Raw genomic sequence first — 17,517 nt, forward strand, 5'->3', positions numbered from 1 at the left:
GGTGTCCGTGGCCGCCGTCGTACCCGGACATGCCGACGGCACGGCAGCCGTGGCCGTCCCGTCCGGGTACGACGGCGGCCACGGTTGGACGGTGGGCCGGATGTCGGGGTGGGCGAGCACGCGAAGGGCCCCGGCGCTTTCGCGCCGGGGCCCTGACGAGAGGGGTGCGCCGATCCGGAACGGCACACCGCAGGCTGGGTTTCGGCGGTCCGCCGTCCCTCTCTAGACGAGCGTCATCGCGTAGATCTCGACGCGGGAGTCGTCCGGCAGCGAGACCGAACGGACCGTCCTGCCCCCGTCGAGCTCGGCGGCCGTACCGAAGAGCCGCACGGACGGCCCGTCGACACCGCTGCCCCGCTTGATGCGGTGCGGCATGTCGAGGACGACCGTGCCGCCGTCCGGCGCGGAGCCCGCCCAGTCGCCGAACGTCACCGACGTCTCCGTGCTGCTGCCGTCCGTGTAGTGCACGGTCAGTGGGGTGGTCACAGGACCGTTGTGCGCCGATCCGACCAGCCGCAGCGCACTGTGCTGTCCGGCGGGCAGCAGGAGGGCCTGCCCGCTCGCTTCCATGAAGTTGTTCGCCGTGCCGGTGGGGTCCGGCGCGTGGTACGTCACCCCGCCCCACGTGACCGGCCCCGCCTTGGGCAGCAGGTCGCCGTCATAGCTCCAGCCGTGCCCGTCGAAGTCGCCCTCGTCGGATTTCGCCACCGTAGCCGTGCCGTCGTGGTCGAGGTCCGCGCGCAGGTCCACTGCGCACTGCCCGTTCACCTCACTCGCGCAGGTCGTGGCGGCTCCCACCGCGACGGTGGCCTTGCGGGTGACCGAGTTCGCCCCTCGGCCCGCGACCTTCACCTCCACGGGGTAGGACCCGGCCGCGACGCCCGGCGGCACGGTGATGTCGAGCGACACCTTCTTCTGCACCGGAAGATGACCGGAATCGATCACCAGGGGCGAACGCTGTGCCGTCGTGGCCTTCCAGCCACTGGGCACCTTCGCCGTGACCGACACGTTCAGCTTGCCGGGTGCCTGCCCGAGGACGTCCAGCGTGAACGTCGCGATCTGTGCGGCGTCACCCGTGGGGACGACCGCCGAGGTGGGACGCAGCGACGCGTCGACGTGCTTGCGGCTGTCGGGGGACGCCTGGTTGACGGAGGGCGGCTGGGCGCCCTTGCCCGTGCCCCAGGAGGAGGGGGAGGTCCCGAGCCGGTGGGCAAGGGTTCCGCCGTGCGCGAGCTTGTTCCAGCTCAGCCAGGTCTGGGGTACGTCCCGGCCGTTCAGGGCCACGCTCTGCACGTACCGCTTCGTGTCGCTCGCTCCGGGGGCCTGGATCGTGAGCGTGCCGCCTTGGCCCTTGGTGCCGGACGCCTTGGGGTAGCCGCCGATCCGGACGGTCGCCGAGTCGAACTGCGGGCTGGACACGGCCAGGAAGTCGCCGCCGCTCATCGTCGGGTAGAGGCCGAGGGAGGAGAAGACGTACCAGGCCGACATGGTGCCCAGGTCGTCGTTGCCCGTCATCCCGTCCGGCCCGTCGGTGAACAGCGTCATCGCCGCACGCACCACGGTCGCGGTCTTCGCCGGTGCGCCGACCCAGTTGTACATGTACGGGGCGTGCAGGTCCGGCTCGTTGTTCGGGTTGTACGTCGGCTTGCCGTAGTAGTCGTACGGCTGCGAGATCCAGTCGTTCCGAGCGGTGCCCGCCGGGTCGGTGAGCAGCTTGTCGTGGACGAAGAAGGAGTCGAGCCGCTTCTCGGTGGCGCTCCGGCCGCCCATCAGGCTGACGAGACCAGCCGGGTCCTGCGGTACCAGCCACTGGTACTGGTACGCGCCGCCCTCGTGGAACTGGTGCGCCGCCTCGACCGGGTCGTACGGCGTGAGCCAGGTGCCGTCGGCCGTCCGCGGCCGGAACTGCTGGATCGAGGAGTCCCACAGGTTCCGGTACCACTGCCCGCGCGCGGCGAACATCCGGGCGTCCGACGTGTGTCCCAGCCGGTCGGCCATCAGCGCGAGCGACGCATCGGCGGCGGAGTACTCCATCGTCGCCGACGCCGGGTGCTTGCAGTCGTTGTCGCCGCCCTTGTCCGCGCAGTCCTTGCCGAGCTCGAGTCCTGACGGGATGTAGCCGCGCTCGGTGTAGTGGTCCGATCCCGAGCGTCCGTTGTACGGCGAGTCGGCGGGCGGGGTGCTGGTCGCGTTCTTCTTCAGCAACGCGTAGGTCTCCGCCTCGTGTCCGGCGAGCAGACCCTTCGACCAGGCCTCCACGAGGAAGGGGGTGACCGGGTCACCGGTCATGATGTTGGTCTCGCTGTTGGCGAGTGCCCAGCGGGGCAGCCAGCCGCCGTCCCGGCCGGCCGCGACGACCGACAGCGCGACGTCCCGGGCGACCTTCGGCTCCAGCATCTGCAGAAGCTGGTTCTGCGGCCGGTAGGTGTCCCAGAGCGAGAAGTTCTGGTACGGCGTGTAGTCCTTCGCCGTGTGCGTCTTGTTGTCGAACCCCTGGTACCTGCCGTCGACGTCACCGGCGAGGTTCGGGTGCAACTGGCTGTGGTAGAGCGCGGTGTAGAAGGCCTTCTGCCGGTCCGCCGCGCCTCCGCCGACCCGGACGGAATCCAGCTGCTTCTTCCAGGTGTCCTGCAGCGCCTTGCGCGTGCCGTCGAAGTCGAAGGACTCCTCGGTCTCCGCGGCGAGGTTCTTACGGGCGCCCTCCACACCGGTGTAGGACAGCCCCACCTTGAGGACGGCGTCCCGGTCGGTGGTCGCGTCGAAGGTCACCCAGGCGCCCTTACGGCCGCCTCCCTGCGCGTCGCGGGTGCCGGGCTCGGGGTCTGCGCCGTCCCACGTGCCGTAGGCCTTGAAGGGCCGGTCGAAGGTGGCGCTGAAGTACACCGTGTGCTCGTCGTGCCCGGCGCAGAAGCCCCCGGCGTGCACCCGGCCCTCCACGGTGCGGTCACCGACGACGTGCACCTCGGAGTCCAGCACGGACTGGTTGGCCTTGCCGGTGTTGAACAGGACGTTGGCCGAACCGGTGGAGGGGAAGGTGTAGCGCTGCCACCCGGTGCGCTCGGTGGCGGTGAGTTCCGCGTCGACGTCGTACTTCTTCAGCCCCACCCGGTAATAACCGGGACCGGCCTGCTCGTCGTCGTGGCTGTACGGGGAGCGGTAGGCGTTCGGGTCCACGGAGTCGACCGCGCCCGTGGTCGGCATGATGGGCAGCTCGCCCATGACGCCGCAGCCGACGCCGGACAGGTGCGTCTGGCTGAATCCGTAGATCGAGTCCTGCTTGTAGTCGTAGCCGCCCTGGCCGCCGGTGTCCGGACTGACCTGGACCATGCCGAACGGCGCGCTCGCCCCGGGGAAGGTGTTGCCGAAGTTCTGGGTTCCGACGAACGGATTGACCAGATCGATCGGTTCCGCGTCCGAGGCGGCGGCGGGCTGGGCGATACCGACCACTCCCCCACTCACGAGCACGGCGGCCATCAGACCGGCTGTCATACCGGAAGCACGGGGACGGAACGGTCTGAAAGCAAACCGCATGGGGTATTTCCCTTCGAGTCCTGACACACTGACAACGTTGTCACTCTGTTCGATGGCACCGTAACCCCCGATCGGCCCGGATGTCACCGGTTGAGCGGGGGCAACTTGCGCACATAGTTTGCGTCGGATCGTGGACCCGGTCTCACCCGCTGACCACACCGCTCAGGAGGGCTGGAGTACGACCATCGGCCCGAAGTCGTCAGTACATGCGCCGAGCGATGTGAACTGGCACCCCGTCATGCAGGTGTCCGACTACGCCGGGCCCGGCAGGCCCTGGTCGTCCGGCGACAGGTTTCCTAGCCGGACCGTTCGTGACGAGTGGAAGACTGCCGGACCCGAACCGCCTGGATCAGGACCGCCTTGTGGTCACGTGGACCTACTCCAGGATGTCGTCGTTGGATGCGAAGGAGTGCTCGTCAGCGGGAAGCTGCGGGAAGTATTCGGTTTCCGTCTGCCCGGTGAGGACTGCCGACAAGAAGGTCGAGCACTGGGTGTCGTGGTGTTCCCGAAGCGGCCCGCGGCCTTCGTTGAACATCACTGTCCACTCGTCGGGCTTCTGTTCGGGTTCGGCAAGCCAGTACAGGTAGGCACCGCTGCCCTCGATGGAGGCCCAGGGGATCACCCGGACACCACTGGTTCGAATCTGGTCGGGGACGGGCCCGGTCTCCCAGAGGGCGGCGAGGACCTCGGCGCGTTCCGCGGCCGCGGCGAGGAGGTTGTAGTCCTCGTCGGGACATGCGGGGTCGAGGAGCCGGACGGACTCGTCGAAGAGACCCTCCATACGTTTCGACGAGTTGTCGGTAATCGGTGGGCACGGGTGTCCCGAGCTCCTGCTCGACTGCCTGCCAGTCACGTGGGTGGCGAGGCTGGGACGAGGGGATCAGTTCGACGAGGCGCTCCACCGCTGGGTGCATGTCCGGGCTTCTTCCGCTGTTGGCCTGGATCCGTTTGGGGACGTGCAGGATAGTGACGAGGTTGGTGGTGCCACCGCCTTCGTAAGGGGTGAAGCTGAAACCCTTGTTGCCTCTGGCTACGATGGTGAGACGTCCCGGACCCTGGAAACCCCTCTCACCGAGGGCGAGTCCGGCACCTAACGGTCCACCCTCACCCCGCCTCCGGCCAGGGCCCCGCCACGGGTGACCTGCTCCTGGGTGGCCGCACCTGCGGTCACCCAGGCGTGCCCCTCGCTCATCCAAGGAACCAACGCACGTGGTACGCCTCAACCAGTCCAGCAACCCTCGTTCGGTCGTCGTCCAGACCTCGGGCACGGACTGGGGCGCCCGTGCCGCAGTGCAGCGGCGGAACAGCGGCGCCGAGTCCCCCATACCCAAGCGGCAGCCCGCGAAGATCAAGGCGTTGCAGCAGACCATCGGGGTGGCCGGCTCGGCCATCAAAAGGAAGCGCTGGCACGAGGCGCGCTACGCGCTCAGCCGGGCTCGGGCGCTCACCAACGCCCTCCCCACCAACGTGGCCGTCCAGGAACGCGAGAAGCTCTCGGCGCCCCGCAAGAAGTACGCGGCGCGCAACACACCGGCCGCGAAGAACGCCAGGCAGGCGAAGGCGGCGCCGACCAAGCGTGCGGGCGGGAAGAACCCCGCCCCGAAGAAGTCCACGGCGAAGAAGGCAGCGCAGAATCATAAGCCCGGGCCCGTCCGCGATCTCGGTGACCGTTTCATCGACCGTGCGGCCCTCGGTTACGCCCCCACGGGCAAGACAAAAGGACCCTGAGCACGGCGAAGGCGTGCCGCCTGCCGCTCCCGCAGTCGGCACGCCCTCAAGTTGCTCAGCACTCCGACGCGAACCGCACGAACCGTCCCCAGCCTTCGCGGTCCATCGCGAGGGCTGGACGGGTCACGTCCTTGGAGTCCCGTACGTGGATGGCCTGCTCGGTGACGGCGACCTCTACGCAGTCGTCGCCCGAGCTACCGCTGTAGCTCGACTTGAACCAGGCGAGTTCCGTCATGCCCATGTCTCTCCTCGCAGTCGCTCCAGCAAGGCCCGGGAGTCTTTGGGGTGCAGGGCCTGCGACCGCAGTGTGTCATAGCGCTGCTGGAGGACTCTCACCTCTTTCGAGTCACCAATCAGCCGCCCGCTTTCCTGGCCCTCGGAGTACGCGAGTCGACGCCCTTCCAGGGTCTCCAGCAGACGCAAGGGCCCATCCATGCACGAGTGGTACTCGGCTTCCAAGGGCATGATCTGCAACGCCACATTGCGAGGCAACGTGCGCTCCAGAACGTAGCTCAGCTGCTCCCGCCAAACCTCGGCCCCGCCCAGCCTGCGTCGCAGGACCGCTTCCTCAATGATGAAGTGGAACGGAACTGTCGGACGCTCGGACAGCATTCGCTGCCGCTCCATCCTCGCCGCGACCTGAGCCTCCAACTGCTCATCCGTCAGCAGCGGAATCCGGTTCTCGAAGAGTGCCCGCGCATAGCCCTCCGACTGCAACAACCCCGGCACCAGCCGGCACTCGTACGTGGACAGGCTCACCGCTTCCCGCTCCAGCCGTGCCCACCGCCGGAACCACGCCGCGAGTCCGGCCTCGCCCCGGGTGAGATGCCGGGCGGCCTTCCGCAGCGCCCCCGTGTTCCCGGTCGCCTCCTCCGCATGCTCCACGAACACCTCGTCCGCCATCCGGCGCCCCAACTCCACCGACTCCACCGTGTGTTTGGAGTACCGGACCCGCTCGCCGAACTCGGTCCGGCTGAGGCCGGCGTGTTCACGTAGCGCCTGGACCACCGCGCCGAACGTCCGCATGCTGTCCGACGGATGAGGCTCCCGCTCCCAGTCCCCCACCGAAACCCCCTGAGCGCCACCGCACCCGGCCGCCTCCCCCACACCGCTGTCCATCCGCGCCTGCCTCTCGCAGCACCGCACCGCGACGGCTCCTGACACCGCCCCGGGCTCACCACTCAGCGTGACGGGCCGGGCATCGTACCGTCCACTCTTCGTGCCCGTACGCTGACTCCGCGTACGGGGTGCGGCTCTCGCCCCCCAGGCGCTTCCGGCCGTCACTCTTGCGCGTGAACCACGCGCTGTCCCACCTCGGCCGACCCCCACCCGCACCTTCTCCCAGCTCCTGTCGTCCACGCGGCGCGGCGCACGGCTGGCCAGACTGCTCGCCGTGACCGAGCTGCGCACCTGGGGCGCCCCGCACGACCTCACGGAGCGCGCCGAACTCGTGGTCGCGGAGCTCGCCGCCAAGGCCGTCCTCCACGGCCTCGTACCGGGTCACTGCTTCCGGCTCACGCTCGCCTTCGACCCGGCGGCCGGACGTCTCCGCATCGAGGTCACCGACGCCCGCGGGGATGTGTACCCGCAGCCCTGCACGGCGGACACCGCACCCGAGGGGCTGCGCACCGGCGGACGAGGCCTGCTGCTCGTCGCCACCCTCGCCGACCACTGGACTACCGCCCCCCGCCCACCCGGCGGCAAGACCGTCCGCGCCGAGCTCCTCGACACCCGGACGGGCGTGTGAGCACGCTGCCGGGAAAGGGGTACAGACCCGTCAGGCGTTCCCGTCGTAATGGCGTGCCCCTGACAAGCACCCACTTGGGAGTGTCGGGCGCGGCGGCTCCGGACACAAGAGGCGGTGACCGGTCCGCCAACGGCCCTCCACGACTCCGGATACGGTCTTGAGGCGTCAAGTCGTTGCGATGCGCGTCGATTCCGGTCACCTCGAGGACGCTTCCCCGCAGGTTCGTGCGCAGCACCTCGAAGAGAGCGGATGGCGACAGCCGTCACGGAGCAGCCGCCGCCCCGCCGGGTCCAGGCCCCGGACCTGGCGGGGCGGAGAGCGTCAAACGCCGGGTATGCCCCGGGCAGCGAATGCCTGGCGGACCGCGTCGGCCTCATGGGCCCCGTACATGTCCTGGGCGGTAGCGATCGTCTTCAGCGCCGCGTCCTCGAAGCTGGTGTCCGGCGCGAAGCCGAACTGGGCGTTGACGATGATCCGGTCCGCGGTGCGCGCCCCCAGTGCCGTGCGGATGTCGAAGAGGGCGCGGGACCAGATCTCCCCGTCCGCGTGTACCTCACCCACCTTGTCCGCGTAGGTCTTGTCACCATCCACCCTGCGCAGACAGTGCGGCAGACTCGACGTGTAGCTGACGGAGTCCCAGTCGCCGACGCAGGCGAGATCGGTGTCGCGAGGCCAGCCGTACTTCGCGTCGGCGTGGTCGCCCACGGAGACTGCCAGGTAGTCACCGAACGCCTCCCCGATGGAGCCGGCCTCCTCGGACGTGCCGAAGCCGGGGACTTGGGCGTTGTGCACGGCGTGACCGTACTCGTGGACGATGACCTCGGCGTCCTCGGCGTCGTCCACACCGCCCTTGCCGAAGCGGATCTCGGCCTTCTTGTCGGTGAAGAAGGAGTTGTCCGCGCCCCACTGGTTGATGCGTACCGGCTGCTGCCGCGCGTTGGCGGCGGGCAGTTCGCTGCCGAAACCGAGGCTCTGCAGGTACTCCTGCGACTCGTTGACCCAGAAGTAGGCCATGACCTGCTCGAACTGGTCGCTGTGGCGGTCGTAGACGTACGCACCGTCGATCGGGCGCGCCGCTGAGCCGGTCTCCGACCGGACCGTCACCCAGGCGCCGCTGAGGGAGCCGCTGCCGTCGAGGTTGCGCAGCGCCGCAGTGGCGTAGGCCGACGCCGGCACGGCGGTGGCCGCGTCCTTGTCGTCGGTCAGGCCCTGGTCACCGGTAGCCTGAACCGGGTTGACCATGAAGACCCGGGCCGAGGGGTCCTGTGCGGCCGAGGCGGGAATCTGCGGTCCGAGAACGGCGGCCGCCGCCAGGACGCCGATCGAGGCCCTGAACAGCCGGCGGTTGATGGGATGGGGCATCGTTCCTCCAGAACCCGGGGGGAGTGGCGTCGCGCCGCGGCAGTCTCCCCCATCACATCCTGTTTGACCAGTGCGTGCCGGTGGGCCTTCGCCCGACGCTCGCGGGGCCGGTCCGCAGGGGGAAGCAGTCACCACGTCGGCGCGCCGCCTCAGTTCACCGTCCTCTCCGGCGCTTGGTCGATGCCCCTGACGGGGACCGCCTCAGTCGGACTTATCCGAAACCGGACAGTTGTCATCGAAGGTTGGTGACCGCTAGGTTTTCTCACCGAAGGGTTTAGTGATCGTTTACGGTTGTCTGCCCGCGAAGATGGTGGGGGAACCGGTACGCGCGTACGGCGATCCCCTGCTCAGCGCCCGTGATGGGAGACTCTGATGGGCTCGTTCGATGTGCCGTTGGATGACGAACGCACCCAGCTCGATGCGTTCGTCACGGAGTATCGGAGCGCCCTCGAGGTAACCCTCGACGGTCTCACCGAGGAGCAGGCCCGCCGCCGGCTCGTCCCGTCGGCGACAACATTGCTCGGACTGCTCAAGCACGTCACGTGGATGCAGCGGGTGTGGTTCGAGGAGTGCGTCGGCGGCACGTCCCGTCGAGAGCTCGGCTTGGTTCAGAGCCCGGACGAGTCCTTCCGGCTCGCCGACGACGACACCGTCGCCTCCGTCACGGCGGCCCACCGGGAGGCCTGCGCGACGGCCCGGGCGGTGGTCGCCGACCTGCCACTGGACACCGTCGTGACCGGCCACCGTGCCGGCCCACGCACGCTGCGCTGGGTGTACTTGCAGGTCCTCCGCGAGCTGGCCCACCACTGCGGGCACGCCGACATCCTGCGCGAGCAGCTACTGGCCGGCGACTGACTCCGCTGACAGCCCAGCGGGCCCCGGCAGGACGAGGTCCGGCCTTGTTCACGCGTTCCAGGAACGTCTGTTGCTCAGCGCGGGGATCGCCCGGTTCCCCGCGAGAGTGATGTCTTTGAGTTTCGGTTCTGGCCCGATTTCTGTAAAGCATCCACGCTCCGTGACCATTGGCCGCGACCGGCTGGGCCCGGTCCTCCGGCGGCAGACTCCACGGCCGGCCCTTGCGGACCGGCGTCCGCACCCTGGCCCGATTGACCCTCATCGGGTACGAAGCCATCATGACCCCACCCGCAGCCCTGGCTGCATAACCCCGATGACCTGCCCCACGTCCTGGCAGTCCCTTCTTTGCACGTCCACCTGGGCAGGGTGGCTCCTCGCCCTTGTGGCTGCCCGCACTCCCTGGCCGGTCCTGACGTGGGTCCCCGAGCGCGTCCAACTCGGTCAGAAGACGCCGCCGTACTGGGACTCCGCGAGAGCGGCGGCGCGCTGGTCGCGGAAGTTCGTCACATAGGCGTCGTGCATCTCGGGACCGGCGTACTTCAAGAGTGTCTCGTCGTTGGCGGTGAGCGCCAGGCCGGTGTAGGTGTGACTGCCCGTGAAGACCAGCTTCTGATCCCTCACGCCCTTGTACGAACCCTCGATCAGCAGGTACTTGGTGTGGGTGGTCGTACCGGTGAACCGAGCCCAGTGGCCCACGTCGCCTGCGAGCGACTCGAGGCGGTGGTTCGTCATCCGGGCGGGCCCTGCACGCCATGATCAACAGGCCGCACCAAGACCGCACATCGGCGCCAGAGCCGGGGGAGCGTGAGTACACGATGGGGCCGCGCACGACGGCCCCTGGCACTTGGTGCGGCCGGACAAGACCCGTACGGTCAGGCCTTGCCGACGCCACCCGAGAACGACAACCTGACCTGACGGTTGGTGTTGCTCCTGTCCGTGTCCACCGAACTCCGCTGAGGCGACCCAGGCTGTTCCGCCGCTGCGCACACCGGGCCCGTCTTCCAGGGCCCTCCTTCTCGGGATGGCAGGGTGTCACGCAGGATTACGCCTCGCCCGGATCCCGCAGGCCGGGCCTGACCGTACGAACTGGTGTCGGCGAACTCACTCCTTCTGGTAGCGGTCGTCTCCTCACCGTCGCGCCTCTCCCGCTACGTGGTTACGTAGGAGCACTCATTGAGCCGAGTCCGGGGATCGACGGACCGCACGAGACAGGTGACGGACATGCGAACCGAGGCCACCAAGAGGGTCGAGCTGATCTTCTCCCTCTTCGACGCCAACGGCAACGGGGTCCTCGACTCCGGCGACTTCGACCTCATGACGGGACGTGTTCTGGAAGCGGCGGTCGCATCGGACGACGGCGCCAAGGAGGCCATCCGGGCCGCGTTCCGCCGTTACTGGACCACGCTGGCCACGGAGCTGGACGCCAACGGCGACGGTGTGATCTCCGTCGACGAGTTCCGTCCGTTCGTGCTCGATCCCGAGCGATTCGGTCCCACGATCACCGAGTTCGCCGAGGCACTCGCCGTACTCGGCGACCCTGACGGGGACGGCCTGATCGAGCGCCCTCTCTTCGTATCGCTGATGACGGCGATCGGCTTCGCGGAGGCGAACATCCACGCGCTGTTCGACGCCTTCGGCCCGGACGCCGAGGACCGCATCACCGTGACCACGTGGGCCAGGGGCATCGTGGACTACTACGCCCCGGATCTGGGCGGGATTCCGGCTGACCAGCTGGTGACTGTCCGGGCCGTCTGACACGGCCCGGACCTGAGCGTTCCGGGGCGGCGAGAGCCGTCCCGGGACGCCGCCGGTCAGCACGCCCCGGGCCCCACGTGCGCGGGCGTCGGCCCCCGTGCGGTCACGGCGGTGCACGGCCCGTGCGGACGTCGTCGTGAGCGGACGTCAGGGCTGGGGCTTGTGCGCGAAGACCCACCGGTTCCCCTGCAGCGCGTCGTTCGGCTCGGGAAGGGGACCACGTCCCAGCAGGCGGGTGAATTCGAAGGGCGTGTGCATCGAGGTGGACCAACCCTTGGCCGCCAGATCGCCCGCGGAGTCGGGGCGCGGCCCCCTGTCGAAGAGGTCGAGCAGATCGATGCCGATGTGTTCCCGCGTCGCCGTGTAGATCGGGCTGTCGCGGTACGCCAGCAGGTCCTTCTCCAGCTTGGCCTCGAATGCGAGGGCGCTGCCCCCGGTGGTGAGCCGGTCCACCGTGTCGATGAGGTACGTCTCGGCGGGGCCGGGCAGGTAGAAGAGCAGGCCCTCTGCCAGCCAGACGCTCGGGGCGGCCGGGTCGAAGCCGACAGAGGTCAGCGCGGTGACCCAGTCGGCGCGCAGGTCGACCGGTACCGGGACCCGCTTCGTCTTCGGGGCGGCCGACAGGCCCGTGAGCACCTGTTGCTTGAAGGCCAGCACACCCTCCCTGTCGATCTCGAAGACGACGCAGTCGGCCGGCAGGTCCAGCCGGAAGGCGCGCGTGTCCAATCCCGCCCCGAGCAGGACCACTTGGCGGACTCCCGTACCGACCGACCGGTGGAGGAACTCGTCGAGGACTCTGGTCCGCAGACCGAAGTAGCGGGCGAACCTCCCCCACAACGGGTTGTCGTCCCCGTCCGGGACCTGTTGGATGCTCAGCGGCCAGTCCGTGCACGCGGGGGCAGCGCGCACGAAGTGCTCCGCGTAGACGTCCCGGGCCAGGCTGTCGTGGCGGTGGGTCTCGATCGCGCGCGCGGCGGCGACCAGGAGGGCGGTCAGTCCCACGCCCGCGTCCACGCCTTCCACGCCCTCCGCGCCGGTCCGCCGCGTCGCCGTCGTGATCGTCTCCCCTTCTGTGGGAGCGAAGAACATGGAAGGGTCGCCGGTGGGATGGCGGGGGTCTCCGGTGGTGGACGTTTCACTCATCGGTCTCTTCCTTCCGGCAGCAGGACGGGCTTGATCACGCGTCCGGCGTCACAGTCGCGTTCGGCCTTGTTGATGTCGGCCAAGGGGTAGGTGCGGATCAGTTGGTCGAAGGGGAAGCGTCCGGCCTGCCACAGACCGATCAGCCGGGGTATCAGTAGTCCGGGTACGGCGTCCCCCTCGCAGATGTGCCGGATGCTGCGGCCCCCGTCGAGCGTGCCGGGTTCGAGCGGCAGTGCGGTGTGAAGGCGTGCCACGAGGCCCAGGGTGCCGGTGGGGCGCAGCGCGCGGAGCGCGTCGTTGATGAGCGGGGCGGAGGCCGTGGTGTCCAACGCGTACTGCGCGCCGCCGCCGGTGTGCCGTCGGATGCGCTCGGCCAGTCCGGCCGTCACGGCGGGCAGCGGGAGCGCGCCGAACCGCTCGGCCAGGTCCAGACGCCCCGGATGCCGGTCGACGGCCACGGTCCGTACGCCGGCGGCGGTGGCCGCCATCACCGCGGCCAGCCCCACCGCTCCCGCGCCGAGTACGACGAGGGTGTCACCGGGACCGGCCCGGAAGGTGTTCAGCACGGCTCCGGCGCCGGTGAGGGCGCCGCAGCCGAGCGGACCGAGCAGTTCGAGCGGCAGGGCAGGGTCGACCCGAACGGCGTTGCGCGCCGGGACGAGGGCGTATTCGGCGAAGGAGGACTGGCCGAACCACCGGAAAGCCAGCGCTCCTCCGGCGGCGTCGGTGAGCCGGGAGGCGTCCTCCTCGCGTCCCCCGAAGAGGTTGAGTGAGGCGAAGGAGTCGCAGTAGGCGGGGGCGGCGCCGCGGCAGTTCCGGCAGTCTCCGCAGGAATCGAAGCTCAGCACGACGTGGTCACCGACGCCGACCGCGCTGTCCGGGCCATCGCCCGACGCCACCACGATCCCGGCCCCCTCGTGGCCGAGGACCGCCGGCAGCGGGGTGCGGCCGGCTGATCGCCGGACCGCGAGATCGGTCCGGCACATTCCGCATCCCGCGATCTCGACAAGGATCTCACCGGTGGCCGGACCGGTGCTCAGGGCGACTTCCTCTATCGCGAACGGGGTCTCGTACGAGCGCAGCACCGCGGCTCGGAACCTCATCGCTCTTCCTCCTGCGGCCGGTGCACGACGAACGGACGGAGGTTGGCGTAGAGACCCCACGGTCCACCCGCGACACCGACCCCGCTGTCCTTGACGCCTGCGAAGGGCTGGGCGAGGGAGAGTTCGGCGTGGTGGTTGATCCAGGCCGTGCCGCATTCGAGCCGGTCGGCTGTCGCCGCCGCCCGGTCGAGGTCGGTGCCCCATACGGAGCCGCCCAGCCCGAAGCCGGTGCCGTTGGCCGCTTCGACGGCTTCGTCGAGATTTCGGTACGGCAGCACCGGCAGGACCGGTCCGAACTGTTCCTCGGTCACCACCGGATCGTCGGGAGGGACGTCCGTGAGGATCGTGGGAGCGAAGAAGTAGCCCGGTCCGTTGAGCCGGTGACCGCCGGTCGCCGCCCGGGCTCCGGCCGCCAGGGCCCGTTGCGTGACCCGCTCGACCCGGGCCAGCTGGGGGGCGTTGTTGACCGGCCCGAGCCGGGTGTCCGGGTGCAGGCCGGGTCCGACGACGACGGACTTCGCGCGGTGTGCGAGGGCCTCGACCACCTCGGCGTGGAGCCGGGCCGGTGCGTAGACGCGTTTGACCGCCATGCAGACCTGCCCGCAGTTGCGGAAGGCGGCCCAGAACAGCCGGTCCGCGATCCGGTCCACATCGACGTCGTCCAGGAGGACGGCCGCGTCGTTGCCGCCCAGTTCCAGGGTGACCCGGGCGAGGGAGGCCGCCGCCGCTGCGGCGACGGCCCGCCCGGTCGGCACCGAGCCGGTGAAGGTGACGTGGCGGATACCCGGGTGGGAGACGAGGTGGGCGCCGAGGGGTTCCCGGCCGGTGATGACGGTCAAGACATCCTCGGGCAGGGCTGTGGCGAGGACGGCACCGAGCAGCCGGGTGGCGAGGGGGGTGTACGGGGAAGGTTTGAGGACCACGGTGTTGCCGGCCGCGAGTGCGGGCGCGAACTTCGCCGACGCCAGCTGGAGGGGGAAGTTCCACGGCACGACCGCGGCAACCGGTCCGAGAGGACGCCAGCGGATCTCGCTGTGTACGGGTCGCCCGTCGTCGATCCGGCGGGTGCGGGGAGCCAGATCGGCGAAGTACCGCAGCCGGGCCGCAGTACGGGCGACCTCGGCGTACGACTCGGCCAGGGGCTTGCCCTGTTCCCGGGTGAGCAACGGCGCGAGGTCGTCTCCGGCAGCCTCCACGGCGTCGGCGGCGGCGTTCAGCCCAGTAGTGCGGGCGGCCGGGTCGGCGCACCATCCGGTCCAGGCGCGCCGGGCCCGGTCGATCGCGTCGTCCAGTTCGTCCGGCTGCTGGTCGGGGGTCTCGTCGAAGGTCTCCCCGGTGGCCGGGTCGATGACAGTGAGGCATGGGGCGCGGTGTCGGTGTCCGGGGGCACGGCCGGCATCCGGTGTCGGCATCCCGGTCGTCAGTTCAGGGCCGGGACGTCGGCGGCGTACTCCCGGGCCTGCCGGTCCATCTCCGCCCGGAAGGCGGCCACCAGGTGCGGCTGGATCCGTCCGGCATTGCGGTCACCGCCCGAGCAGACCGCTCCCCGCACGCCCACGATGTCCGTGCCGATACGGGTCAGCGGACCGACGTCGGCCTGCTTGACGCTGCCCGCAAGGGCGGCGAGCAGACCGGAGGCGTGGGCGCGGCGGACGAAATCAGCGCAGACTTCCGGCGGAACGTGGTCGAACAGCCGCGTCCCGTCTTTGATCGCGGTGTCCAGCATCGCCGCGTCGGCACCTGCGCGGGCTGCGATGTCGGGCAGGGCGAGCGGATTGACGCAGCCGACGCGGTGGGCGTCGGCGTAGCCCGAGGCGACGACGAGCGCGTCCGGGCGGTGGTCCTTCACCGCCCGGACAACCGCCTGCATGACCTCGACGCCCTGCTCGGGAGTCGTGCATCCGTACAGGCCCACCTTGATGTACGTGGCACCGGAGACGGCCGCGCCGAGCGCGGCCTGCGCCACGCTGCCCGGCTTGTACGGCACGTCGCCCACGGTGGCGGACACCGGTTTGTCGGCCGGTACCGCGTCGCGTATCTCCCGGATGACCCAGGGGAAGTTGGCGCCGAGAGAGCCCTCATCGGGCTTCTTGACGTCGACGATGTCGAGGTGCTCCGCCGCCTTCGCGCAGGCGAGCGCTTCCTCGACGCCGTCCGGGGAGATGAGAAGCAACACCGTGAACTCCTTCCGCCGCGAGTCCGCCCGGCCGGGGCACGGGGAACCGCGGATCATCTGGTTCATGCGCGGTGTGCTCATCATTTCCATTGCTCGCGCGCACCGGTAGGGCGTGCGGAGTCCCCGGGCGGCGCGTGTGCGCACGCGTATGACTCCGTGCGCACCGGCGCGAAACAGAGCCTGGTGAGCCGTGCTGGAACCGACCGCACTCATGGGTGCGCCCCTGCGCGCTCAAGCGCTCCGTAGGACGTTCTTCCGCTGACGTTCAGGGGACGACGTCGCCAGCTTCACGGGCGACAGTCGCCTCACTCCGAGCAGGCATGTGCCGCATCCGTCATAGGGACGCCCGGTCGCACGTAGGTCCGAACCGCGCAAGTCTCTCCATTCGCCCACACATGGTAGGGAGAATCGACACCTCGCCCCTGGGAGCGGGAGCGATCGTGGTCAGCCCAGGAAGCTCAGACGGACGTGACGGTTCGCATTGTCGCGATTTGTGTCCACCAGGCACACCGACTGCCACGTCCCGAGTTCGAGTCGCCCCCCGATCACCGGCAACGTGGCATGCGGGGGTACGAGGGCGGGCAGCACGTGGTCGCGGCCGTGGCCCGGGGTGCCGTGGCGGTGGCGCCAGCGGTCGTCGGCGGGGAGCAGGGTCTGCAGGGTGGCGAGGAGGTCGTCGTCGCTGCCGGCTCCGGTCTCCAGCACGGCGATGCCGGCCGTGGCGTGGGGCACGAAGACGTTGAGCAGGCCGTCCCGGCCGTGGGCCGCGTCCGTGAGGAAGCGTTCGCAGTCGGCCGTCAGGTCGGTGACCGTCTCGGTCCGTCCCGTGGTGATGTCCAGGATGTGGGTGGCGAAGGAATCGGGCATGGCACCATTCTGACGCCGGTGGGACGGTCGACGCCGACGGGACGCGGCGCCGGGAAGATCCAGGACCCACCCAGAGTTGGTAGAAGCGTGAACGATTCTGGGGTGCGCGATCTGGATGTGGCCGTGATCGGTGCGGGCCAGGCGGGCCTGTCCGCCGCCTACCACCTACGGCGCGCCGGTCTCGCGCCGGACCGGGACTTCGTCGTGTTCGACCACGCCCCCGGGCCGGGGGGAGCCTGGCAGTTCCGCTGGCCCTCGCTGACGTACGGCAAGGTGCACGGCATGCACTCCCTGCCCGGCATGGAGCTCACGGGTGCCGACGACGACCGCCCGTCCTCCGAGGTGATCGGCGCCTACTTCGACGCGTACGAGAGCCGCTTCGGCCTGCGGGTGCACCGGCCGGTCGAGGTGAGCGCCGTACGCGGGGGTGAGGACGGCCGGCTGCTCGTCGAGACGTCCGAAGGCGGGTACGCGACGCGAACGCTGATCAACGCGACGGGCACCTGGGACCGGCCGTTCTGGCCACGTTACCCGGGCCAGGAGACGTTCCGCGGGCGGCAGTTGCACACCGCCGACTACCCGGGCCCGGCGGAGTTCGCCGGGCTGCGGGTGATCGTCGTCGGCGGTGGCGCCTCCGGTACCCAGCACCTGATGGAGATCGCCGAGGTGGCAGCGGCCACGCACTGGGTGACGCGGCGGCCCCCCGTGTTCCGCGAAGGGCCCTTCGGCGAGATGGAAGGGCGGGCGGCCGTGGCCATGGTGGAGGAACGCGTGCGGCGCGGTCTCCCCCCGCAGAGCGTGGTGAGTGTGACCGGGCTGCCGCTGAACGACGCCATCCGGCGCGCACGCGCGGAGGGCGTACTCGAGCGGCTCGCCATGTTCGACCGGATCACGCCCAGCGGCGTGGCCTGGGCCGACGGCCGTACCGTCGAGGCCGATGTGATCCTGTGGGCCACCGGCTTCCGGGCCGCCGTCGATCATCTGGCTCCGTTGCGGCTGCGGGAGCCGGGCGGGGGCATACGGGTCGAGGACACCCAGGCCGTGCGGGACCCCCGCGTCCATCTGGTCGGCTACGGCCCCTCCGCCAGCACGATCGGCGCCAACCGGGCCGGGCGGGCGGCGGTCCGCTCGATCACGCGGCTACTGGACCGTGTCCCGGCCTGACGTCGACGTACATCCGAACGGCCTGAGGCTCGGGGTCGAGGTTGGAACAGACGCACACGGGATCATGGGTTCACGCGAACGGTGAT

The 17,517-nt window shown here is 69.9% G+C and carries 16 protein-coding genes; 5 read left to right on the forward strand and 11 right to left on the reverse strand.

Annotation, left to right across the window (positions count from 1 at the left end):
* Positions 1-222: 222 nt before the first annotated feature.
* Complete coding sequence (locus tag BA175_RS26890; protein WP_079159821.1) at positions 223-3,489, reverse strand: GH92 family glycosyl hydrolase; 3,267 nt, start codon at positions 3,487-3,489, stop codon at positions 223-225.
* 418 nt (positions 3,490-3,907) lie between these two features.
* The gene (locus BA175_RS26895) at positions 3,908-4,312 is read right to left on the reverse strand and encodes an SMI1/KNR4 family protein (protein WP_254667997.1); all 405 of its coding nucleotides are present in this window, start codon (positions 4,310-4,312) and stop codon (positions 3,908-3,910) included.
* Between the two features lie 428 nt (positions 4,313-4,740).
* On the opposite strand from BA175_RS26895, the gene BA175_RS26900 reads away from it, so the two are divergent.
* Complete coding sequence (locus BA175_RS26900; protein ID WP_079159822.1) at positions 4,741-5,259, forward strand: hypothetical protein; 519 nt, start codon at positions 4,741-4,743, stop codon at positions 5,257-5,259.
* Between the two features lie 55 nt (positions 5,260-5,314).
* On the opposite strand, the gene BA175_RS26905 is transcribed toward BA175_RS26900, so the two are convergent.
* Complete coding sequence (locus BA175_RS26905; protein ID WP_069174113.1) at positions 5,315-5,500, reverse strand: DUF397 domain-containing protein; 186 nt, start codon at positions 5,498-5,500, stop codon at positions 5,315-5,317.
* Positions 5,491-6,378 (reverse strand): helix-turn-helix domain-containing protein, encoded by an 888-nt coding sequence (locus tag BA175_RS26910; protein ID WP_069174289.1) that lies wholly within the window; start codon positions 6,376-6,378, stop codon positions 5,491-5,493. The genes BA175_RS26905 and BA175_RS26910 overlap by 10 nt, the downstream gene beginning before the upstream one ends.
* Positions 6,379-6,607: 229 nt before the next feature.
* Between BA175_RS26910 and BA175_RS26915 the strand changes: the two genes are divergently transcribed.
* On the forward strand, positions 6,608-7,006 hold the full coding sequence (locus tag BA175_RS26915; protein ID WP_069174114.1) for an ATP-binding protein: 399 nt from the start codon (positions 6,608-6,610) through the stop codon (positions 7,004-7,006).
* A gap of 321 nt (positions 7,007-7,327) precedes the next feature.
* Here the strand turns inward: BA175_RS26915 and BA175_RS26920 are convergent, their stop codons facing one another.
* Complete coding sequence (locus tag BA175_RS26920) at positions 7,328-8,368, reverse strand: M4 family metallopeptidase (protein WP_069174115.1); 1,041 nt, start codon at positions 8,366-8,368, stop codon at positions 7,328-7,330.
* Between the two features lie 387 nt (positions 8,369-8,755).
* On the opposite strand from BA175_RS26920, the gene BA175_RS26925 reads away from it, so the two are divergent.
* Positions 8,756-9,223 (forward strand): DinB family protein, encoded by a 468-nt coding sequence (locus BA175_RS26925; protein WP_254668009.1) that lies wholly within the window; start codon positions 8,756-8,758, stop codon positions 9,221-9,223.
* A gap of 441 nt (positions 9,224-9,664) precedes the next feature.
* On the opposite strand, the gene BA175_RS26930 is transcribed toward BA175_RS26925, so the two are convergent.
* Positions 9,665-9,955: a hypothetical protein gene (locus tag BA175_RS26930; RefSeq protein ID WP_069174117.1), complete on the reverse strand. Its 291-nt coding sequence runs from the start codon at positions 9,953-9,955 to the stop codon at positions 9,665-9,667.
* Between the two features lie 489 nt (positions 9,956-10,444).
* Between BA175_RS26930 and BA175_RS26935 the strand changes: the two genes are divergently transcribed.
* On the forward strand, positions 10,445-10,978 hold the full coding sequence (locus tag BA175_RS26935) for an EF-hand domain-containing protein (RefSeq protein ID WP_069174118.1): 534 nt from the start codon (positions 10,445-10,447) through the stop codon (positions 10,976-10,978).
* A gap of 147 nt (positions 10,979-11,125) precedes the next feature.
* On the opposite strand, the gene BA175_RS26940 is transcribed toward BA175_RS26935, so the two are convergent.
* The 5 genes from BA175_RS26940 to BA175_RS26960 all read right to left on the reverse strand — a co-directional run bounded on the left by BA175_RS26940 (position 11,126) and on the right by BA175_RS26960 (position 16,267).
* Complete coding sequence (locus tag BA175_RS26940; protein ID WP_069174290.1) at positions 11,126-12,001, reverse strand: class I SAM-dependent methyltransferase; 876 nt, start codon at positions 11,999-12,001, stop codon at positions 11,126-11,128.
* Positions 12,002-12,117: 116 nt separating this feature from the next.
* Positions 12,118-13,224 (reverse strand): NAD(P)-dependent alcohol dehydrogenase, encoded by a 1,107-nt coding sequence (locus BA175_RS26945; protein WP_069174119.1) that lies wholly within the window; start codon positions 13,222-13,224, stop codon positions 12,118-12,120.
* A complete protein-coding gene (locus BA175_RS26950; RefSeq protein WP_069174120.1) occupies positions 13,221-14,636 on the reverse strand; it encodes an aldehyde dehydrogenase family protein in 1,416 nt (471 codons plus the stop codon). The genes BA175_RS26945 and BA175_RS26950 overlap by 4 nt, the downstream gene beginning before the upstream one ends.
* An 8-nt stretch (positions 14,637-14,644) precedes the next feature.
* Entirely contained in the window at positions 14,645-15,400 is a 756-nt protein-coding gene (locus tag BA175_RS26955) for a (5-formylfuran-3-yl)methyl phosphate synthase (RefSeq protein ID WP_069174291.1), read from the reverse strand.
* 444 nt (positions 15,401-15,844) lie between these two features.
* Positions 15,845-16,267: a secondary thiamine-phosphate synthase enzyme YjbQ gene (locus BA175_RS26960; RefSeq protein WP_069174121.1), complete on the reverse strand. Its 423-nt coding sequence runs from the start codon at positions 16,265-16,267 to the stop codon at positions 15,845-15,847.
* A gap of 102 nt (positions 16,268-16,369) precedes the next feature.
* Here BA175_RS26960 and BA175_RS26965 point away from each other — a divergent pair, with 102 nt between their 5' ends.
* Complete coding sequence (locus BA175_RS26965) at positions 16,370-17,431, forward strand: NAD(P)-binding domain-containing protein (RefSeq protein WP_107407652.1); 1,062 nt, start codon at positions 16,370-16,372, stop codon at positions 17,429-17,431.
* The last annotated feature ends 86 nt before the right edge of the window (positions 17,432-17,517 follow it).

Source organism: Streptomyces griseus (genome assembly GCF_001715295.1).
GTDB classification, from domain to species: Bacteria; Actinomycetota; Actinomycetes; order Streptomycetales; family Streptomycetaceae; genus Streptomyces; species Streptomyces griseus_G.